Genomic DNA, 16,895 nt, shown 5'->3' with positions numbered 1-16,895 from the left:
GTTAACCTCTCTCCGTGAACCTGTCACCGGTGTCGGGTCGGGACACCGTCTACATCTGGATCGGTCGGGGTACTGGCGGTCAGCCGGCCTCAGTCGAGCGGCTGCTGCGACAGGCGGCCGCCGGGGTGCTGGACTGTTCGGAGGCGGACATTGTGGTGAGTCACCGGCTCGGCGCAGCTGCGCTGGTCACAAAGGACACGGGCCGGGGTCAGGTCGCCGTGCCGGCGAGTGTGAGCCGTGGCGGCGGGGTGACGGTGGTCGCCGTCCGAACCGGCGGGCCGGTGGGGGTGGACGTCGAGCAGTGCCGCCAGCTGCCCGCGCTGGGCCTTGCCCACCGCTGGTACGACCCAGCCGAGGTGGCCTGGCTCGCCGCCCGTCCCGAAGCGGGCCGGAGCCGGGACTTCCTGCGGTTGTGGACCGCGAAGGAGGCTGTCGGCAAGGCACTCGGCCTCGGCCTGCGCGCCGGCGGTCCACGTCGGCGGATGCCGGTCCCCGTCCCGGGACGGATGCGCCCGGCGCCAGCCGCCGCCGATGTCTGGGTCGGCCATCCCCACTGCCCCGGGACGCTGCTCCTGGCGGTAGCGGTGGTCGGCGGCGAAGCTGAGATGGTCGTCGTCGGGGAGGCGGAGCGGCCCGGTCACGACGTCCCTGCCGTCCGTAGCGTGTCCACCGAGCGGACCAGCTTGCCGGTGGTCGTGCGGGGCAGCTGGTCGAGCAGCCGCAGGGTGCGGGGCCGCTTGTAGCTGGCCAGCCGCTCGGCGAGCTGGTGGTCCAGGGTCTCCTCGGCGAGGGTGCCCGCCGGTTGCACGTACGCGGTGATGCCGTCGTCCCAGACCACTACCGCGGCGGCGACCCCCGGTAGCTCGGCGACTGTGTTCTCCACCTCGGTGAGGTCGACCTTCATCCCGCCGACCGAGACCTGGGAGTCGAGCCGGCCGCGGATAGTCACCAGGCCACTATCCGGGTCCACAGTGCCGGCGTCCCGGGTGTGTAGCCACCCGGAGGACCAGCGGGACGGATCGGCGCCGCCGAGGTACGGGGAGGCAGGGCAGCTCACCCGCAGCTCGCCGGCGACCTCGCGAACCTCGATACCGGGGGCGGGGACGATCCCCGGCCGGTGCCGTCCATGGAGGTCGGTGCCGATGACGCCAACCTCGGTCATCCCATACATGTTGCCCAGTGGCACGCCGAACCGGTCGGTGAAGGAGCGAACCGTGGCGGCCGACACCAGTTCCCCACCGGTGATCATCCGGGCGAACATGGGCAGTGGCCGGTCGAGTTGGGTCGCGGCCAGAAGTCCGATATGGAATGGAACACCGAGGACCGTGGCTGGGCTGTCGGCTGCGCCGATCGCGTCGAGTACCGCCGCGCCGCTGAGTCGTTCCGGCGGGACCAGTTCGACGCCGGCGTGCAGCCCGTAGAGCAGGCCGCCGACGAGGCCGAGCACGTGCACCATGGACGGAAGCAGGATGAGTCGTTCGCCGGGTAGGGCCACGCCGTCGAGCTGGGTGTAGCGACGCACCTCAGCGACCAGGTCGGCGGCGGTCCGACCAATCACCTTGGAGGGCCCGGTGGAGCCGGAGCTGAGTTGGACCACCGCGTGGTCAGTGGCGGCCGGGCGATCGCCGTACGGAGTGACCCCCTCGGTGACCTCGACGAAAACTCGTAGTGCGGCGCCACCGGTGCGAACCGGCGCCACGACCACCTGTGGGGTGAGCCGCCGCAGCGCGCGGTCGGCCTCGTGGTCGGTGAGGCGATGATCCAGCAGGATGGCCTGAGCGCCGCTGCGCCAGGTGGCGAGCAGGTTCACCACGTACGCCAGGGACGGCGGCAGCCGTAGCGCGACGGCACCTCCGGGGCGCAGTCCAGCGGCGCCGAGGCGGGTTTGTGCCTCGGCGACCAGCCGGTGCAACGTGCCGCGGTCAACCGGGTCGGGGAGCCGGAGGCAGACGTCGGTCGGCTTGCCGGTAAACAGAAAGTCGTCTACCCAGTCGGGATCGATCGCATTGGAATCGCGGGACGAGGGGTTCCCGTTCACTGCCGTTCACCGCCCAGCACAAATAAGGGCATTCCTGCCCTTGAGGAAGTTTCACTGAGGTGCTGCGGCCGACCCTACGGCAGACTCCAGATCCGCTAACAGGTGCGAAAGGATAGATCAAAAAAAGCGGCTGGCCGGATTGCCGGCAACCACTTCGCCGTGCAGGATCGCGCGCGTGCATCCACACCGAAACCAACGGGTGACCCTTCATGCGTTAGGAGGACCTTCAACACCCCGAACGCATGATGCGCCACACCCGCGACCGTCTCCCGTACCCGCCGGTCACCGCTTCCGCCCGGCGATGCCCCGAAGGTTGGCGCCTCGGCGGGCACGGATTGACGGCGACACCGACACCAAGGCTCGACCCGGGCCGCCGCAAGCAGGTGTCTTCGGCCGGAACAGACCGAGGTGTCGATCGAGGCGGGTGCACCGCCACGACTCGACCAACATGGACGCAGCGGCGTACAGTGCCGCCTGCCGCGGCCGGCGGGTCAGTTCAACAGTGGACCGCGCGGATCAAGGACACACGCCACGGCCATGCCAGACGGGCCGGCATGGCCGTTCCGGTCAGGGCAGGGTGGGAGTCTGGGCAAGAATGTGGAAGCGCAGGGAGCGGGCATCGGTGAAGCACTCCCGCATCGGGCGGACCAGGTCGCGGTGCTCCGGGCTCCGTTCCCACGCCTCGAAGTCCGCCAAACTCGCCCACTCGCTGGTGATCAACCACTGCTCCGGGTCCGCCGCCGACCGGCACACCTGGTCCACCCGGTGTCCCGGCACCCCGTCCGCGACGAGGTGGCGCACCGCCTCGTACGCGGCCAGGAACGCCTCCGTCCGCTCGGCTGGCACCCGTACCAGGAACACCACCCGCGCCCGTGCCGCATCGACGCCAGGCCGGGTCGACGCCTTTCGTTCATCCAGCTCGGTCACTGCTCACCGCCGTCACTCGGCGCCGCCCCAAGCAGGACCAGCGCACTGTTGAACCCGTCGAAGCCGCGGGCGCAGACCATCGACAACCGGTTCGCCGGCCGCCGCTGCTCCCGCAGGAAGTCCAGCTCGCACCCCGGCGCGACCTCATCCGGTCCGGCGGAGGCGGGCAGCGTGTCATGCGCGAAGGCGAGCAACGCGGTCGCCACGTCCAGGGCAGCGCCCCCCTGGTGGGCCCGCCCGGTCAGCGACTTCTGCGTGGTGACCGGGGGCAGCCGATCCCCGAAGACAGCGCGCAACGCGATCGCCTCGTTGCGGTCGTAGCGCGGCACCCCCAACGCATCCGGCACCACCACATCGACCGCGTCCGCGCCGACCCCGGCCCGGTCCAGCGCCAGCCGCATCGCCCGGGCGTACTGCCCGGGATCGCCCGCTGTGTCCGCAGTGGTGTGTGCGCCGTCGTGGGTGGCACCCCACCCCATCAGCTCACCGTAGACCCGGGCTCCGCGGGCCAGGGCATGGCTCAACTCCTCCACGACGAAGACCGCGCCCCCCTCCGCCGGCAGGTAGCCACTGGCCGCCGCATCAAACGGTCGGTACGCCCGCTCCGGGTCCGCCCCCTCGCTGAGCATCCCGGAGGCGAGCTGACACGCCAGCGCGTACGGGCTCAACGGACACTCGGTGGCGCCGGCGATCACCACCGGGGTCCCCCGGCGGACCGCCCGGGCCGCGTGTGCCAGGCTGTCCAGCCCGCCGGCGGTCTCGGCGACCAGTACCCCGCACGGCCCCTTGAACTGATGGTGAATCGAGAGCTGACCGACGCTGGCGGCGTAGAACCAGGCGATCGACTGATACGCCCCGACCGTCCGGGTGGACCCACCCCACAGCCGTTGCAGCTCCCGCTGCCCGAACAGGTTTCCCCCGGACGAACTGGCCAGGGCGACCGCGTAGCCGTACGGGTCCGGAGCCCGCAGGGGCAGCCCCGCGTCGGCCAGGGCCAGCCGGGTGGCGGCGAACCCGAGGTGCGTCCACCGGTCGGTCTGCACCAGCCGGCGGTTGTCGGCGAAGGCAGCGGCATCGAATCCTGACACCTCACCGCCGAAGCGGGTCGGGTAGCTGGACGGATCGAACAGGGTGATCGGCCCGGTACGCCGGGTTCCGGTGAGCACCGTCTGCCAGTGCGCGTCGGCACCGATACCGCTCGGCGCGACCACCCCGATCCCGGTCACCACTGCCCGGGCGGTCACGACGTCACCGCCGACAACCGCTGGAACACCATCGCCGACTGGAAGCCACCGAATCCGCTACCGACCGACAACGCCACGTCCACCGGCAACTCCCGCGCCTCGTTCGGCACGTAGTCCAGGTCGCACTCCGGGTCGCGGGTCGCCCAGTTGGCCGTCGGCGGTACCACGCCGAACTCGATGGCCAGCGCGCAGGCGGCCATCTCGATCGAACCGATTGCGCCGAGCGAGTGCCCCACCATCGACTTGATCGAACTGATCGGCACCCGGTACGCGACCTCGCCGAGCGCCCGTTTGAACGCGGCGGTCTCATGCCGGTCGTTCTGTCGGGTCCCGGAGCCGTGTGCGCTGATGTAGGAGACCTGGTCGGCCCGGATCCGCCCCTGGCCGAGCGCGTCGGTGATGGCCAGCCCCATCTCCAGCCCATCCGGGCGGAGCCCGGTCATGTGGTAGCCGTTGCTGCGGCTGGCGTACCCGGCGACCTCGCAGTAGATGTGCGCACCCCGCCGCCGGGCCCGCTCCTCCTCCTCCAGCACCAGCACCGCGGCGCCCTCGGCGAGGACGAAGCCGTGCCGGTCGGCGTCGAACGGGCGGGAGGCGTGCTCCGGGTCGTCGTTGTCGGGGCTGGTCGCCTGGATAGCGTCGAACGAGGCGACGGTAACCGGGGAGATCGGCGAGTCGGCGGCACCGGTGAGCACCACGTCGGCCTCGCCGTCGACGATGAGCTGGTGGGCGTAGCCGATCGCGTCGATGCCCGACGTGCAGCCGGTGGAGACCACCTGGACCGGGCCGTGCAGCCCGTACCGGCAGGCCACATCGGCGGCGAGGCTGCTCGGCACCAACGCCTGGTACAGGTACGGGCCGCCCCGGGCGGCGTCAACCAGCCAGTTCCGGCCGCCGTCGCTGACCGTGACGTACTCCTGTTCCAGCGCCATCGTCCCGCCGACGGCGGTGCCCAGGACCACCCCGGTGCTATCCCGCAACGCGTCGGTGAACTCCAGGCCCGCGTCAACGACCGCCTCGGCCGCGCACGCGAGCGCGAACTGCACGTACCGGTCGGCACGACGATGTTCGGCGATGCTGAGGCCGGCGGCCACCGGCTCGAAGTCGCACTCGGCGGCGATTCGCGACCGGAACGGCGACGGGTCGAAGAAGGAAATCCGCCGGGTCGCCGTACGCCCCTCGGTGATCGCCTTCCAGAACCGGTCCCGAGTGGCGCCACCCGGCGCGACCACCCCGACGCCGGTCACCACCGAGCGGCGCCCGGTCACGGCGCCACTCCGATCTTCGCGCTCACGGTACCCTCCACTCGCGACTGCGGGGCTCGCAAGCCCGGCTCACTCCTCGCGCTCACGACCTACCGCCGCGTTGGGTGACGAGTTCGGTGTCGACATGCCCCAGTTCGGGGCGCGGGGCGAGCGGACCGAGGTGGAACACGACCTCGGCGTCCTCGGTACCGGTGTTGCGCAGCCGATGCCGGACGTTGATCGGGACGTAGAGCGCCTCGCCGGTCGCCAGCGGGACCGGCGCGTCATCCAGGTCGACGGTGATCGTGCCCCGGGCGACGTAGAGGAACTCCTCGCTGTAGGGGTGGTAGTGCTCGGCGATTCGCTCCCCCGGTCGTAGCGTCGCCACGCCCATAAACCCAGAGGTGCTGCCGACCGTACGCGGACCGAGCAGCACCCGCAGTTCGGCACCGCGGCGGGTGTCGGCGGCCACGTCCGCCGCGGCCACCAGCCCGGGGACCTGCTCACTCATCGCCGGCTCCCGTCTCCTGCGCGGCCCGCCGCTCGATCTTCTCTTTGATCACCGCGAGCTGCACCGCGCTGTTGGTGTTGATCCGGTCGGTCATCTCGGCGTTGGTGAGCGGGGCGGTGGGCTTCATGGCGAAGTCCTGCGTCCAGAACATCCGGGTACCACCGGCCTCCTCGGCGTAGCGCCAGTGGATCCGCATGTACTCGAACGGGCCCGGCTCCACCCGCTGCGCGTGGACCTCCCGACCGTCCAGGTCAGCCGTACGCTCGCTGACCCAGCTCCAGGCGATCCCGTTCTCGTCGGGGTGCATGGTGAGCCGGAACCGGACGGTGTTCCCCTCCTGGTGCAGGATCTCGGCCACCGAGTACTCGGTGAACAGATCGGGCCAGCCGGCGACGTCGTTGGTGACCTCCCAGACCAGCGGTAGGGGGGCGGCGATCAGGATGTCATTCTCGGTGTGCCCGGCCGGCTCGACGCCGCGGGCGACCAGATCCGCGACGCCGGCGATGCTGAGCTGCCCGGTCTCCTCAGGGATGCGCACCTGCCAGCGGTCGGCGACCACGGCGGAGAGCTCGAGCAGGGCGAGCGAGTCCATGCCCAACTCCTCCAGGGAGGCGGCCGGGGCGCGGGCGGCGTCGTCGGCGTCGAGCCCGCAGTGGGCTACCAGGATGTCGGTGATGTCGGCAGCCAGTGGGCGGCCGTCGGTGACGGTCATGCGTTCCTCCTCGATTGCGTGGGCAGGTCGGCGAGTAGCGTCTCGACCAGACCGGTGCAGTGGCGGCCCTTGCGGAAGCCGGCGTCGTCGAGTACCCGCCGGACGAACGGGATGGTGGTGTGGACGCCGGGGCCGGCGACGTCGAACTCGCCGAGCGCACGTTCCAGCCGGTTGAGGGCCAACTCCCGGTCCGGGGCCCAGACCGCCACCTTGGCCAGGAGCGAGTCGTAGTGGGGGCCGACGACGTAGCCGGGATACCCGTGGGTGTCGACCCGGGTGAAGGGGCCACCCGGGGGGACGAACCGCTCCAGCCGGCCGGGAGTCGGTGCGAAGTCCCGATCGGGATCCTCGACGTTGACCCGGCATTCGATCGCCACCCCGTGTGTCACGATCTCCTCCTGCCGCCACCGCAACGTCCCGCCGGCGGCCAGGTGCAGCTGTTCGTGCACAAGGTCGATTCCGGTAACCATCTCGGTGACCGGGTGCTCCACCTGGATCCGACAATTGATCTCCAGGAAGTGGAACTGTTCCGCCGCGTCCACCAGGAACTCCACCGTCCCGGCACCGGTGAATCCGACCTCCAGCGCGCCACGTAGCGCACTGTCGGCGACAGCGGCCAGGGTGGTCATGGACAGCGCCGGGGCGGGCGCCTCCTCGACAAGCTTCTGGTGTCGGCGCTGCACCGAGCAGTCCCGGGTCCCCAGGTGCACTCCGTTGCCGTGGGTGTCGCAGAGCACCTGCACCTCCACGTGCCGGGCATTGCCGAGGTACCGCTCGACGTACACCCGGTCGTCACCGAAGGCGACCTGGGCGGCGGCCCGGGTTCGGGCGTATGCCCGAGGCAGCTCGGCCGGCGTGGAGACGACGGTCATTCCCCGGCCACCACCCCCGGCGGCGGCTTTCACGATCACCGGATAGCCCACCTCGGCGGCGACCCGGGAGGCGTCGGCAGCGGTCGGTACCGGTGCGATGCTGCCCGGTGGCAGCGGCAGGCCGGCGCGGCTCATCAGCGCCCGAGCGGACGACTTGTCGGCCAGCGCGGCCATCACCTGCGGTGGCGGCCCCACGAAGGTGAGACCGTTGTCGGCGCAGATCTCGGCGAAGTCGGCGTCCTCGGAGAGAAAGCCGTAGCCGGGGTGCACGGCCTGCGCGCCGACCTGGCGGGCGGCCTCGACGATGGCCGCGGGGTTCAGGTAGCTGCGGCGGCTCGCCGCCGGTCCGATCAGGACCGCCTCGTCGGCGAGCCGCACCGCGGTCGAGTCAGCATCCGCCGTGGAGTAGACCACCGCGGTACGAATTCCCAGCTCGCGGCAGGCTCGCAGCACCCGCAGCGCGATCTCGCCCCGATTGGCGATGAGTACCTTGCCGAACATCAGTCCACCCGCCTCAGACCGGATCCACCGCAAGCAGCGGCTGGTCGTACTCCACCGGTTGGCCGTCGTCGGCGAGGACCTCGGCGATTCGCCCGGCCCGATCGGCGGTCACCTCGTTCATCAGCTTCATCGCCTCGACGATGCCGACGACCTGGCCGGGGTGGACCCGATCGCCGACGGCGACGAACGGCGCCGCGCCGGGCTCCGGCGCCCGGTAGAAGGTGCCGACGATCGGTGACCGCACAGCGTGCTGAGAGGCGGGTGCGGCGACCGGTGGTGGGGGGACGACCGCCTGCGGGGCGAGGACCGATGCCGTCGGTGGCGGGAGCAGTTGATCGGCGGCGCCCGCCGGCTGCCACTCCACCTCCAGCATCGTGTTCCCGCTACCCAGCCGGATCCGCCGTACCGGCCCGGCCAGGTCGGCGAGGAGTTCCCGGACCTGGGTACGCAGCTCGGCCAGCCCGACCTCCGCCGCGGTGACGGATACCGGGGTCGGAGTGTCGTCGAGGGCCCCGCCGGACCGGGGTGCCACGTCCACTACCGCCTCACCGTTGAGCTTCGTCGCGCCGGTCGGCGCCAGTTCGGCGCTCATCGGGCACCCGCCCGGGCGCCGAGGCCGGCGGAACCGAACCGGCGGAACCGCCGCCTTCGGCGGCGAACCAGGGTCGCGGTGGGCACGTCGAGCAACGGCACCAGGTGCGCCAGCACCGCCTCCCGTACCGCCTGCATGGCGGCCGGTGGGTCGTGGTGCGCGGCCGGTGCCGGTTCCGGCACCACCGCGTCTACCACCCCGAGATGACAGAGGTCGGCGCTGGTCAGCCGCAGCGCGCGGGCCGCCTGCGGGGCCGCGGAACGGTCTGGCCAGAGGATCGCGGCGCACCCCTCTGGGCTGATCACCGAGTAGACGGCGTGTTCCAGCATCAGCACCCGGTCGGCGACCGCGAGCGCCAGCGCACCGCCGCTGCCGCCCTCGCCGGTGATCACCGCGACGACCGGGGTGGGCAGCATCGTCAGGGTCAGGATGTTCTCCGCTATCGCCGCAGCCTGGCCCTGTTCCTCCGCGCCCACTCCCGGGTCGGCGCCCGGGGTGTCAACGAGGGTGACGACGGGCAGCCCCCACCGCGCGGCCAGCCGGACCAACCGGAGCGCCTTCCGGTGCCCGGCCGGGCTCGCCATTCCGAAGTTGCGGGACATCAGGTCGGCGGTGGTGTGGCCCTTCTGGTGGCCGACCACCAGTACCGGCCGGCCAGCCAGTTCGGCCAGCCCGCCGACGACCGCCGGGCAGTCCGCGCCCAGCCGGTCACCGTGCAGCTCGACGAAGCTGTCGAAGGCCGTCTCCAGATAGTCCAGGGTGGTCGGGCGACCCGGGTGCCGAGCCAGCCGGACCGTCTCCCAGGCGTCCCGCTTGTCCACCCCACGCCCCTGCATCGATGGGCTGTCCACGGTGGGGGACTCTGATCCGGGCCCGGCACCCACCGGTTCGTGCCCACCGGATGCGGCAGCGAGCAGCGTGGCGAGGCAACCGCGCAGGGCGTGCCGAGGCACCACCAGGTCGACCTGGCCGTGCCGCAGCAGAAACTCGGCGGTCTGGAACCCGTCGGGCAGCTCCCGGCCGGTGACCTGGCGGATCACCCGGGGGCCGGCGAAACCCATCCGAGCACCACTCTCGGCGACCACCACGTCGGTGTTGGTGGCGAACGAGGCGGCCACCCCGCCGTACGTAGGGTCGGTGAGCACGCTGACGCTGGGCACCCCGGACTCACGCAACGCGGCGACCGCCTGGCTGACCGTCGCCATCTGCATCAGCGACAGCACCCCTTCCTGCATCCGCGCTCCGCCGGAGGCGGTCACCACCACCAGCGGAACCCGGTCGGCGAGGGCTCGCTCGGCGGCCCGGGTGATCAGCTCCCCGACCGCGCAACCGAGGCTGCCACCGAGGAAGCGGAAGTCCATCACGGCGATCACGCAGCGGCTCCCGGCCACCGTGGCGGTGCCGCAGACAACCGCCTCGGCCAGCCCGGTGCCGCTGCGCGCGGCGGTGAGCCGGTGGGGGTAGGGGAGCACGTCAACGAAGCCGATCGGATCCACCTCCGGCGCCGGGTCGGCGAGCGCGGTAAACGACCCGGGGTCCACCAGCTGGGCCAGGCGGGCCGGCGCGTCAAGCCGGGAGTGCGCGCCGCACTCCGGGCACACGTCCAGGTTTCGCCGCAGCCGCTTGCGATACAGCAGGCTGGCGCAGCCGCCGCAGCGCGACCAGAGCTGCCCGCCCCGGGGCGTGGTCGGGTTCATGGCCGGTCTCCGGGAGCGTCGAACCGGTACACGCACCGGGCCATCGCGTCTCGCGGCTCCCGCCAGGTCGGCAGATACGGCGAGACGTACGGGCGCAGCCGCTCGCTGACCCGGATGAACTCCGGGTGGGACCGGGCCTCGGCGACCGCCGTCTCCCCCGGCAGCTCCGTTTCCAGGAGGTGTAGATACAGGTCTTGCAGCCGGTACAGCGACCGGTGCTGGACCCCGGCCAGGCGAGGCAACTCGGTCGCGTCGGACTCGGCGAAGATCTCGGCGATCCGCTCCTCCGCGCTCGGGTCGACCTTCGCGACGATCAACGAACGCTCCATCGATGAACCTCCCCCAACGGCTTCGGGCGCCGGTGGCGCCGTACGCCGACAAGCCGGACGACTATCCGCACCTTGGCGGCGCCACCGTCACCGGCGCGTCACCGGAGCCGTCTCCAGCCCAGACTTTGGTGACGGTGCGTTGACGCTGACTGTGTAGGAGCTGTGACATGCAACCTGCACATAGTGGTCTATCCGCAGTTCAGAGCGGGTTTCATAGCAGTTACACGCCCGACAGCATGTTGACGGTGCGTGACCAGATTGATAATCTCCGTCACGGTTAACCCGGTGGCCGTGACCCGACGCCGTGCCGCGGGACCAGCTACCCGACCTGTGGGTCACGGGCAGCCGCGCCGGGGGACACAGCCGAGGAGCAATCCGCAGGGGGTCCGCCATGGCCGCTGGTCCGTCCATGCCGACCGCCGGGGACCGTCCGGGTACCCCGATCCGGCTGCACCTGCTGGGCGGGTTCCGGCTGTTGCATGGCAACGCCCCGGTGGTCGTGCCGCGCGGGCTGCAACGCGTACTCGCGCTGGTCGGCCTGCGCCCCGGCACCACCCGCAGCCACCTCGCCGGGCTGCTCTGGCCGGACAACCTGGAGGAGCGCGCCCTCTCCTCGCTGCGCACCGCCCTGTGGCGACTGCGGCAGGACCCCTACTGTCCGCTGCGTACCAGTGGAGACACCCTCCGACTCGGGCCCACCGTCCAGGTTGACGTGGACGCCCTGGTTGGCATGGCTACCCGGGTGCGCGACGGCGATGACCCGGACACCGCCGCGACCGTGCTCGCGAAGGGCCGCCACGATCTGCTGCCCGGCTGGTACGACGACTGGGTGTTGGCCGAACGGGAGCGGCTGCGCCAACTGCGGCTGCACATGCTCGAGGAGCTAGCCGACCACTACCTGACGGCGGGCCGACACGGTGAGGCGCTCGAGGCGGCGTTGGAAGCGATGGCCGCCGAACCGCTCCGCGAGACACCGCACCGCCTGGTGGTCCGCATCCACCTCGCCGAGGGCAACGCCTTCGAGGCGGTGCACGCGTTCTATGTCTACCGCGACCTGCTGCGCCGGGAGCTGCGACTGGAACCGTCGGCCGCGATGACCGCCCTGCTCGACGAGACGCTCCGGCCGATCCGACAGGCCAGCCGCGAGCCCGAGAGACGCCGGCAGACGCCCCCCACGCCCCGCGTCACCAGAACGGACATTGATGTGACGGGCAGGTGACAGTGGCCTCGGCAGCGTGGAGTGCGGTACCCGCCCCGGCCCGGCCGCACGGGGCACCATGGCGGAAGGAGTCCCCAAATGAGCCGACTACTGATCGTCAGCAGGATCGTCCCCGGTGCGGAGGGACGGGTGGCCCAGATCTTCGCCGAGTCCGACGCCACCGAGTTGCCCAGCCTCACCGGCGTCCGGCACCGCTCCCTGTATTGCCTGCACGATGTCTGTATCCACCTGATGGAGACCGCCGACGTGGACCCGGACACCCTGGCCGGCGCCCGGAACCATCCGCTCTACCGGCAGGTCAACGAGCGGCTCTCCGCGCACACCTCCCCGTACCTACCGACCTGGCGCTCACCACGCGACGCCATCGCCGGCTGCTTCTACCGTTGGGACTCCGCGGCCGCCGCCGCGCCCCACGTGGCGGGCTGACCGCCACGTGTCCCGCAGTCGACCGCACGTTCTGATCATCGGGGCGGGGACCGGTGGACTCTGTCTGGCGCAGGGACTGCGCCAGGCCGGAATCGCCGTGACCGTCTACGAGCGCTACCGCGCCCGGGGCGATGGCCTCCTCGGCTACCGGGTCGGTATCGGACCAACCGGCAGCCGGGCGCTGCGCGAGTGCCTGCCGGTCGACCTGTTCGGCATCTACCGGGCCACCTGCGCCAAGTCTCCCCGGTACTTCAATGTCCTCACCCAACGGCTCCGGCAGACCGCGTCGTTTCCGCTGCGACCAGAGACCGAGGAGGTGAACACCGAACGCTCCGTCGCCCGGATGACCCTGCGCCAGGTCCTGCTCACCGGGCTGGAGGACGTGGTCCACTTCGACAAGGCCCTCACCCACTTCGAGCAGCGGGATGACGGCAGCGTCACCGCGTACTTCGCCGACGGGGACAGCGCCACCGGCGACCTGCTGGTGGGGGCGGACGGCACCCACTCGGCGGTTCGGCGCCAGTACTTGCCGCACGCCGTGACCAGGAGCGCGGGCACCATCAACATCGCCACCCGAATCCCGTTCACCGAGGAGGTACGGGCGCTGCTGCCGGAGCGGATCGAGAAGGGCATCTCGCTCATCTTCGGCAGCGGTGGCGTGATGGGCGTCCTGCATGTCATGGAGTTTCCGTGGGACCGCTCCGGCGCGCTCAAGAGCGGCCTCGATCCCGCCGATGCGGCGCTGCTGAACAGCTGGCCGGGCCGGGCACACGACAACACCCGCGACAACGTGAACCTGGTTGTCTGGAGTGCCGCTCGGCGGTTTCCGCCCGACATCATGCGGCTCCGTGGCGAGGAGTTGATCCAGACCGCGCTGGGTCTGACCCAGAACTGGCACCCGCACCTGCGCCGGCTGTTGGTCCTCGCCGATCCGGCCAGCGCCCTGCCGATCAAGGTCTCCACCAGCGAACCGGTTCCACCGTGGAAGAGCAGCACCGTCACCCTGCTCGGCGACGCCATCCACACGATGACACCGGGGCGCGGGGTGGGTGCGAACACCGCCCTACGGGACGCCGCCCTGCTGAACCGGCAGCTACGCCACACCGCCGCCGGAACGAAGACGCTGTTGCAGGCGGTGGCCGACTACGAGGCGGCCATGTTGCCGTACGGCTTCGCGCGGGTGGCCGACTCGTTGAACCGCAGCGGCACCAGCGGCGACGACCCCATGTACCGGCCCGTCGTCGGCCGCCTCGCCCTGCTCGGTGCCCGCGGCTACTTCGGCATCACCAGCCGGGTGCCGCGGCTCGCCCGACGGTTTGTCGATGACTTCTACAGCTACCGGGGCGAGGAGGAGGACTGACCGCCACGGCCGGGCCCCAGGTGCTGGGGTCCGGCCGTCGGGTGCTAGTCCGGGCGTCCGGTCACTGCCGACTGCCTATTCGACGTTGCGTCACACCGCGACCACCACGGGTGTGATCCGGTCCGGCCACGTGCCGGGTTACCAGGCCATGCTGTCGTACCGCACCGGACATGTGGCAAGCTGCGGCGAGCTTTTCTCGACTAACTCACCATACGAAAAGGGGAGGTCTGCCGTGGCCTGGTCGGACTGGCCGTTGATTGTCGTGGCCCTGCTGGTGGGCGCCGCTGCCGGTTGGGTGGTCCGCGGCCGGCGAAAAGCCGCGCGGGCTGGCACCACTGGGGATGCTACGCCGGCGTCGTCCACGACAACGACGGCCGTAGGCGAACCCACGTCCACTTCCGCTGGCACCAACACCAACGGTGACACCGACGCTGACCGGTCCCGCGCGACCGACGCAGCACCGGAGCAGGCCCCCACCGCGCCGGAGCAGGCCACTACCGCATCGGAGCAGGTCGACCCGGCACCGGCCCAGGAGCACACTCCGGCGGCCAACGGCAGCCAGACCGAGCCGGCCGATGCCGACGCGGCGACGCCCCCGGTGGTCGCAGAATCCCCCGTGCAGCCCGACACCGAGGCGGCGGACCGGGGGCCGGTTCCCACCGAGCCTGAGCTGCAGCCGGCTGCGTCCAAGCTGGAGCCCGACGCCGCCGACGACTTCCGCCGGATCCAGGGAGTCGGACCGAAGATGGCGGCGGGGCTGCAGGCCGCCGGCATCCGCACCTACCAACAACTCGCCGAGCTGGACGAGCCGGCGCTGCGGGAGCTAATTCGCGCCGCCGGCCTGCGTGGCGCGGCGAGCCTGCCGACCTGGCCGAGGCAGGCGAAGGCCCTGGCCGAGGCGGCGGTGGCGTCCTCAACCGGGGGCAGCGCGGACGCCTGAGGGTGCCCTCCGGTGGCGCCGCCGACAGACGGGTATACGACCGCACCGGGGAGCGGCAAGCCGTCCCCGGTGCGGTTGTTCACCCAACCAGCCGCGCGTGGTGCTATCGGAAGCAGTTTGGAACCGGGCTGGTGCTACCCAGGCAGTTGGTCGGCTGGTTCTCCACGATGACGGACTTCGAGTCCACCGTCGCCTGCGCCTTGTCCACATTCAGGCCACCGGCGGGCAGCGTGGACTGGTTCTCGACGACGAGGCTGCGGTAGAGCGCGACCCGGCCCATGCTGACCGCGATCCCACCGCCGGTGGACTTCGCCTCGACGGCGTGGTTATTCCGGACCTTACTGTCTCGAACCAGCAGGTTCGACTTGGTCGCGTGGATGCCACCGCCGGAGCCGTGTGCGGTGTTGCCCGCCACCACGCTGTCGTCCAGCGGCACGAGGCCCTGGAAGGTGGAGATGCCGCCGCCATCGCCGGTGGCGATGTTGTCCCAGATCTCCATCCCGCGCAGGAAGATCAGCGCATCCGAGTTCGCGATCCCGCCCCCGGTTTCCGCCCGGTTGCCGACGACCTTGGAGTCGGAGACGCGGGTCCGGGCGGAGAAGCTGGCCAGGCCACCGCCCTGCTCCGCCGAGTTGTGCGTGAAGGTGCTCGTGTGCACCTCTGCCGCGGCCTGGTAGTTACCCAGCCCGCCGCCGTAGGCGGTGGCGCTGTTGCCCTTGAAGGTTGAGGAGTGCAGGGTCAACACCCCGTTGTTGAGCAGGCCCCCGCCCTTGCCCTCTGATCCGTAGGCATGGTTGTCGATGAGCTTGCTGTCTCGAACGACCATGTTGCCGTCGTTGAACAGTGCTCCCCCGCCGCCCTCCGCCGAGGACGAGGCGTTGTGCATCGCCGTAACCCGCTCGATCATCGCCGACGCGCCGTGCACCACGTGGACGGCACCTCCCTCGGCAGCAGAGCGACCGCCGACAAGCCGAACGTCACGCAGGGTCAGCTCGCCGCCGTCACGGACGGTGAAGAAGCGGAACACCTCGGCGTCGTGCGCACGTTCGATCGTGGCCTGCTCGCCTTCGATGGTGACCGGGTGGTAGATAACCGGCAGCCCGGCCTTGTCGTCGGCGGGATTCCGGGGCGGCTTGTCGTCGGCCTCGCCGGGATTCTCCGCCGAATCCGCCGCCTCCCGCGCGTCCCGGATCCCCCCGTCGTACTGGTCGGGCTGATGGAAGGCGTCGGTGAGTGTGTAGGTGCACTTCGGTGCCAGCCGCAGCACCCCGCCGCCTTCGGCGTTGACCCGAACCAAGGCGGCGATCAGCTTGGCGCTGTCGCAGGGCACCGGGATCGCCCGGGACTTCCCGCCGTGGTCACGGGTGGAGTCGCCTCGGGCGACGGCGGCGTTCTCGCCGCCGGGTGGCCGCTCGTGCGCCGCTGCCGCGCCGCCGAGCCCCGCCGCTCCGACGACCAGGCCACTGGCGACCAGCCCGCCGGCGAGCAGCCGTCGAGACCGTCGCCGGCCCCGCGGCAGTCGCTGGCTGTCGTGATACGTGGACATCGTGCTCTCCTGCCTCTCCCTCACAGCTGAGCCGGCCGGATGTCTCCGGACGGTAGGGCAGCGACCACGTGGTCGTCACCGAACGTCACGGTACGGGGAGAAAAGTGGGCAGGACCGTCAACATGAATAAATCACCTGTTTACCTCACATCCTGCAGCCCCGCGCCGGCGGGACACCAGCCGCCATCCGGACGAAAGCAGTCATCGTCGGTACTCGCACCTCGCCGTCCCGACGGCCACACGACAACGGGACGTGGCCAAATACCCCATTTGGGGATTTTCTTCGTATTCATGTCTATTTGATGCCTATGTCGGATTAGCTCGAGGATGGTTGCTACCACCGACCTGGTAGCCGAGGAACAGCACCCGGCCCTACCACCCGGATGACTGGCTTCTCGTCCGCGACGGGGGAAGGACACCGAGACCGCGATGAACCATCCGCACCAGGACCACGAACCGAACCGGCCAGGTGGAGGCCGGACGAGGGGACGGTGGTGGACCCTCGGGCTGGCCGGGGTAGCTGGCCTGGCCCTGACCACCGCCGCCGCCACCCCGGCCGCCGCCGCCATCGGACATGCTCTCAGCGCCGACGACCGGCCCTCCGCCGACGGGCACCGCAAGGCGGGCAAGGGCGACGACAAGAGCAAGGGAGGTAAGGAGAACAAGCCCACGGGCACCCCGGTCCCCTGCAGCGCGGACCAGCTGATCGCCGCGATCACCCTCGCCAACGCCAACGAC

At 70.9% G+C, this 16,895-nt stretch carries 17 protein-coding genes and 1 pseudogene; 7 read left to right on the top strand and 11 right to left on the bottom strand.

Features of this window, described 5'->3' with window-relative positions; genetic code table 11:
- Window positions 1-14 precede the first annotated feature (14 nt).
- Entirely contained in the window at window positions 15-743 is a 729-nt protein-coding gene (locus tag K228_RS27245) for a 4'-phosphopantetheinyl transferase family protein (protein ID WP_025619236.1), read from the top strand.
- Here K228_RS27245 and K228_RS0115355 read toward each other — a convergent pair.
- From K228_RS0115355 to K228_RS0115310, 10 genes are all read right to left on the bottom strand, one after another.
- Window positions 638-2,038, bottom strand: coding sequence for a class I adenylate-forming enzyme family protein (locus K228_RS0115355; RefSeq protein WP_025619235.1), 1,401 nt, complete (start codon window positions 2,036-2,038; stop codon window positions 638-640). The genes K228_RS27245 and K228_RS0115355 overlap by 106 nt on opposite strands.
- 567 nt (window positions 2,039-2,605) lie before the next feature.
- Window positions 2,606-2,965, bottom strand: a complete 360-nt coding sequence (locus tag K228_RS0115350) for an antibiotic biosynthesis monooxygenase family protein (RefSeq protein WP_025619234.1) — start codon at window positions 2,963-2,965, stop codon at window positions 2,606-2,608.
- Complete coding sequence (locus tag K228_RS0115345; protein WP_025619233.1) at window positions 2,962-4,209, bottom strand: beta-ketoacyl synthase N-terminal-like domain-containing protein; 1,248 nt, start codon at window positions 4,207-4,209, stop codon at window positions 2,962-2,964. Before K228_RS0115345 ends, K228_RS0115350 begins: the two co-directional genes overlap by 4 nt.
- Window positions 4,206-5,477: a beta-ketoacyl-[acyl-carrier-protein] synthase family protein gene (locus K228_RS0115340; RefSeq protein ID WP_025619232.1), complete on the bottom strand. Its 1,272-nt coding sequence runs from the start codon at window positions 5,475-5,477 to the stop codon at window positions 4,206-4,208. Before K228_RS0115340 ends, K228_RS0115345 begins: the two co-directional genes overlap by 4 nt.
- A gap of 79 nt (window positions 5,478-5,556) precedes the next feature.
- Window positions 5,557-5,964, bottom strand: coding sequence for a cupin domain-containing protein (locus tag K228_RS0115335; protein WP_025619231.1), 408 nt, complete (start codon window positions 5,962-5,964; stop codon window positions 5,557-5,559).
- Window positions 5,957-6,676, bottom strand: a complete 720-nt coding sequence (locus K228_RS0115330; protein ID WP_025619230.1) for an SRPBCC family protein — start codon at window positions 6,674-6,676, stop codon at window positions 5,957-5,959. Before K228_RS0115330 ends, K228_RS0115335 begins: the two co-directional genes overlap by 8 nt.
- Window positions 6,673-8,049 (bottom strand): acetyl-CoA carboxylase biotin carboxylase subunit, encoded by a 1,377-nt coding sequence (locus K228_RS0115325; protein ID WP_025619229.1) that lies wholly within the window; start codon window positions 8,047-8,049, stop codon window positions 6,673-6,675. Before K228_RS0115325 ends, K228_RS0115330 begins: the two co-directional genes overlap by 4 nt.
- A gap of 13 nt (window positions 8,050-8,062) precedes the next feature.
- Window positions 8,063-8,641: an acetyl-CoA carboxylase biotin carboxyl carrier protein gene (gene accB / locus K228_RS0115320; protein WP_025619228.1), complete on the bottom strand. Its 579-nt coding sequence runs from the start codon at window positions 8,639-8,641 to the stop codon at window positions 8,063-8,065.
- Window positions 8,638-10,338, bottom strand: a complete 1,701-nt coding sequence (locus K228_RS0115315) for an acetyl-CoA carboxylase carboxyltransferase subunit alpha (protein ID WP_025619227.1) — start codon at window positions 10,336-10,338, stop codon at window positions 8,638-8,640. The genes accB and K228_RS0115315 overlap by 4 nt, the downstream gene beginning before the upstream one ends.
- Entirely contained in the window at window positions 10,335-10,667 is a 333-nt protein-coding gene (locus K228_RS0115310; protein ID WP_025619226.1) for a TcmI family type II polyketide cyclase, read from the bottom strand. Before K228_RS0115310 ends, K228_RS0115315 begins: the two co-directional genes overlap by 4 nt.
- 2 nt (window positions 10,668-10,669) lie before the next feature.
- On the opposite strand from K228_RS0115310, the gene K228_RS28865 reads away from it, so the two are divergent.
- The 5 genes from K228_RS28865 to K228_RS0115285 all read left to right on the top strand — a co-directional run bounded on the left by K228_RS28865 (window position 10,670) and on the right by K228_RS0115285 (window position 14,612).
- On the top strand, window positions 10,670-10,810 hold the full coding sequence (locus K228_RS28865; RefSeq protein WP_188116208.1) for a hypothetical protein: 141 nt from the start codon (window positions 10,670-10,672) through the stop codon (window positions 10,808-10,810).
- 248 nt (window positions 10,811-11,058) lie between these two features.
- The gene (locus K228_RS0115300) at window positions 11,059-11,886 is read left to right on the top strand and encodes an AfsR/SARP family transcriptional regulator (protein WP_025619225.1); all 828 of its coding nucleotides are present in this window, start codon (window positions 11,059-11,061) and stop codon (window positions 11,884-11,886) included.
- 78 nt (window positions 11,887-11,964) lie between these two features.
- Window positions 11,965-12,312, top strand: a complete 348-nt coding sequence (locus K228_RS0115295; protein WP_025619224.1) for a TcmI family type II polyketide cyclase — start codon at window positions 11,965-11,967, stop codon at window positions 12,310-12,312.
- Window positions 12,313-12,319: 7 nt separating this feature from the next.
- Complete coding sequence (locus K228_RS0115290) at window positions 12,320-13,672, top strand: FAD-dependent oxidoreductase (protein WP_025619223.1); 1,353 nt, start codon at window positions 12,320-12,322, stop codon at window positions 13,670-13,672.
- A gap of 232 nt (window positions 13,673-13,904) precedes the next feature.
- On the top strand, window positions 13,905-14,612 hold the full coding sequence (locus tag K228_RS0115285) for an NADH-quinone oxidoreductase subunit E (RefSeq protein WP_025619222.1): 708 nt from the start codon (window positions 13,905-13,907) through the stop codon (window positions 14,610-14,612).
- Between the two features lie 103 nt (window positions 14,613-14,715).
- Here the strand turns inward: K228_RS0115285 and K228_RS0115280 are convergent, their stop codons facing one another.
- Window positions 14,716-16,158, bottom strand: a complete 1,443-nt coding sequence (locus K228_RS0115280) for a right-handed parallel beta-helix repeat-containing protein (RefSeq protein ID WP_025619221.1) — start codon at window positions 16,156-16,158, stop codon at window positions 14,716-14,718.
- Window positions 16,159-16,586: 428 nt separating this feature from the next.
- Between K228_RS0115280 and K228_RS0115275 the strand changes: the two are divergent.
- Window positions 16,587-16,895, top strand: a pseudogene (locus K228_RS0115275) (right-handed parallel beta-helix repeat-containing protein); the annotation flags it as partial.

Source organism: Salinispora cortesiana (assembly GCF_000484695.1).
In the GTDB taxonomy this organism is placed as follows: Bacteria; Actinomycetota; Actinomycetes; order Mycobacteriales; family Micromonosporaceae; genus Micromonospora; species Micromonospora cortesiana.
This window is presented reverse-complemented; position numbering and strand designations above follow the sequence as displayed.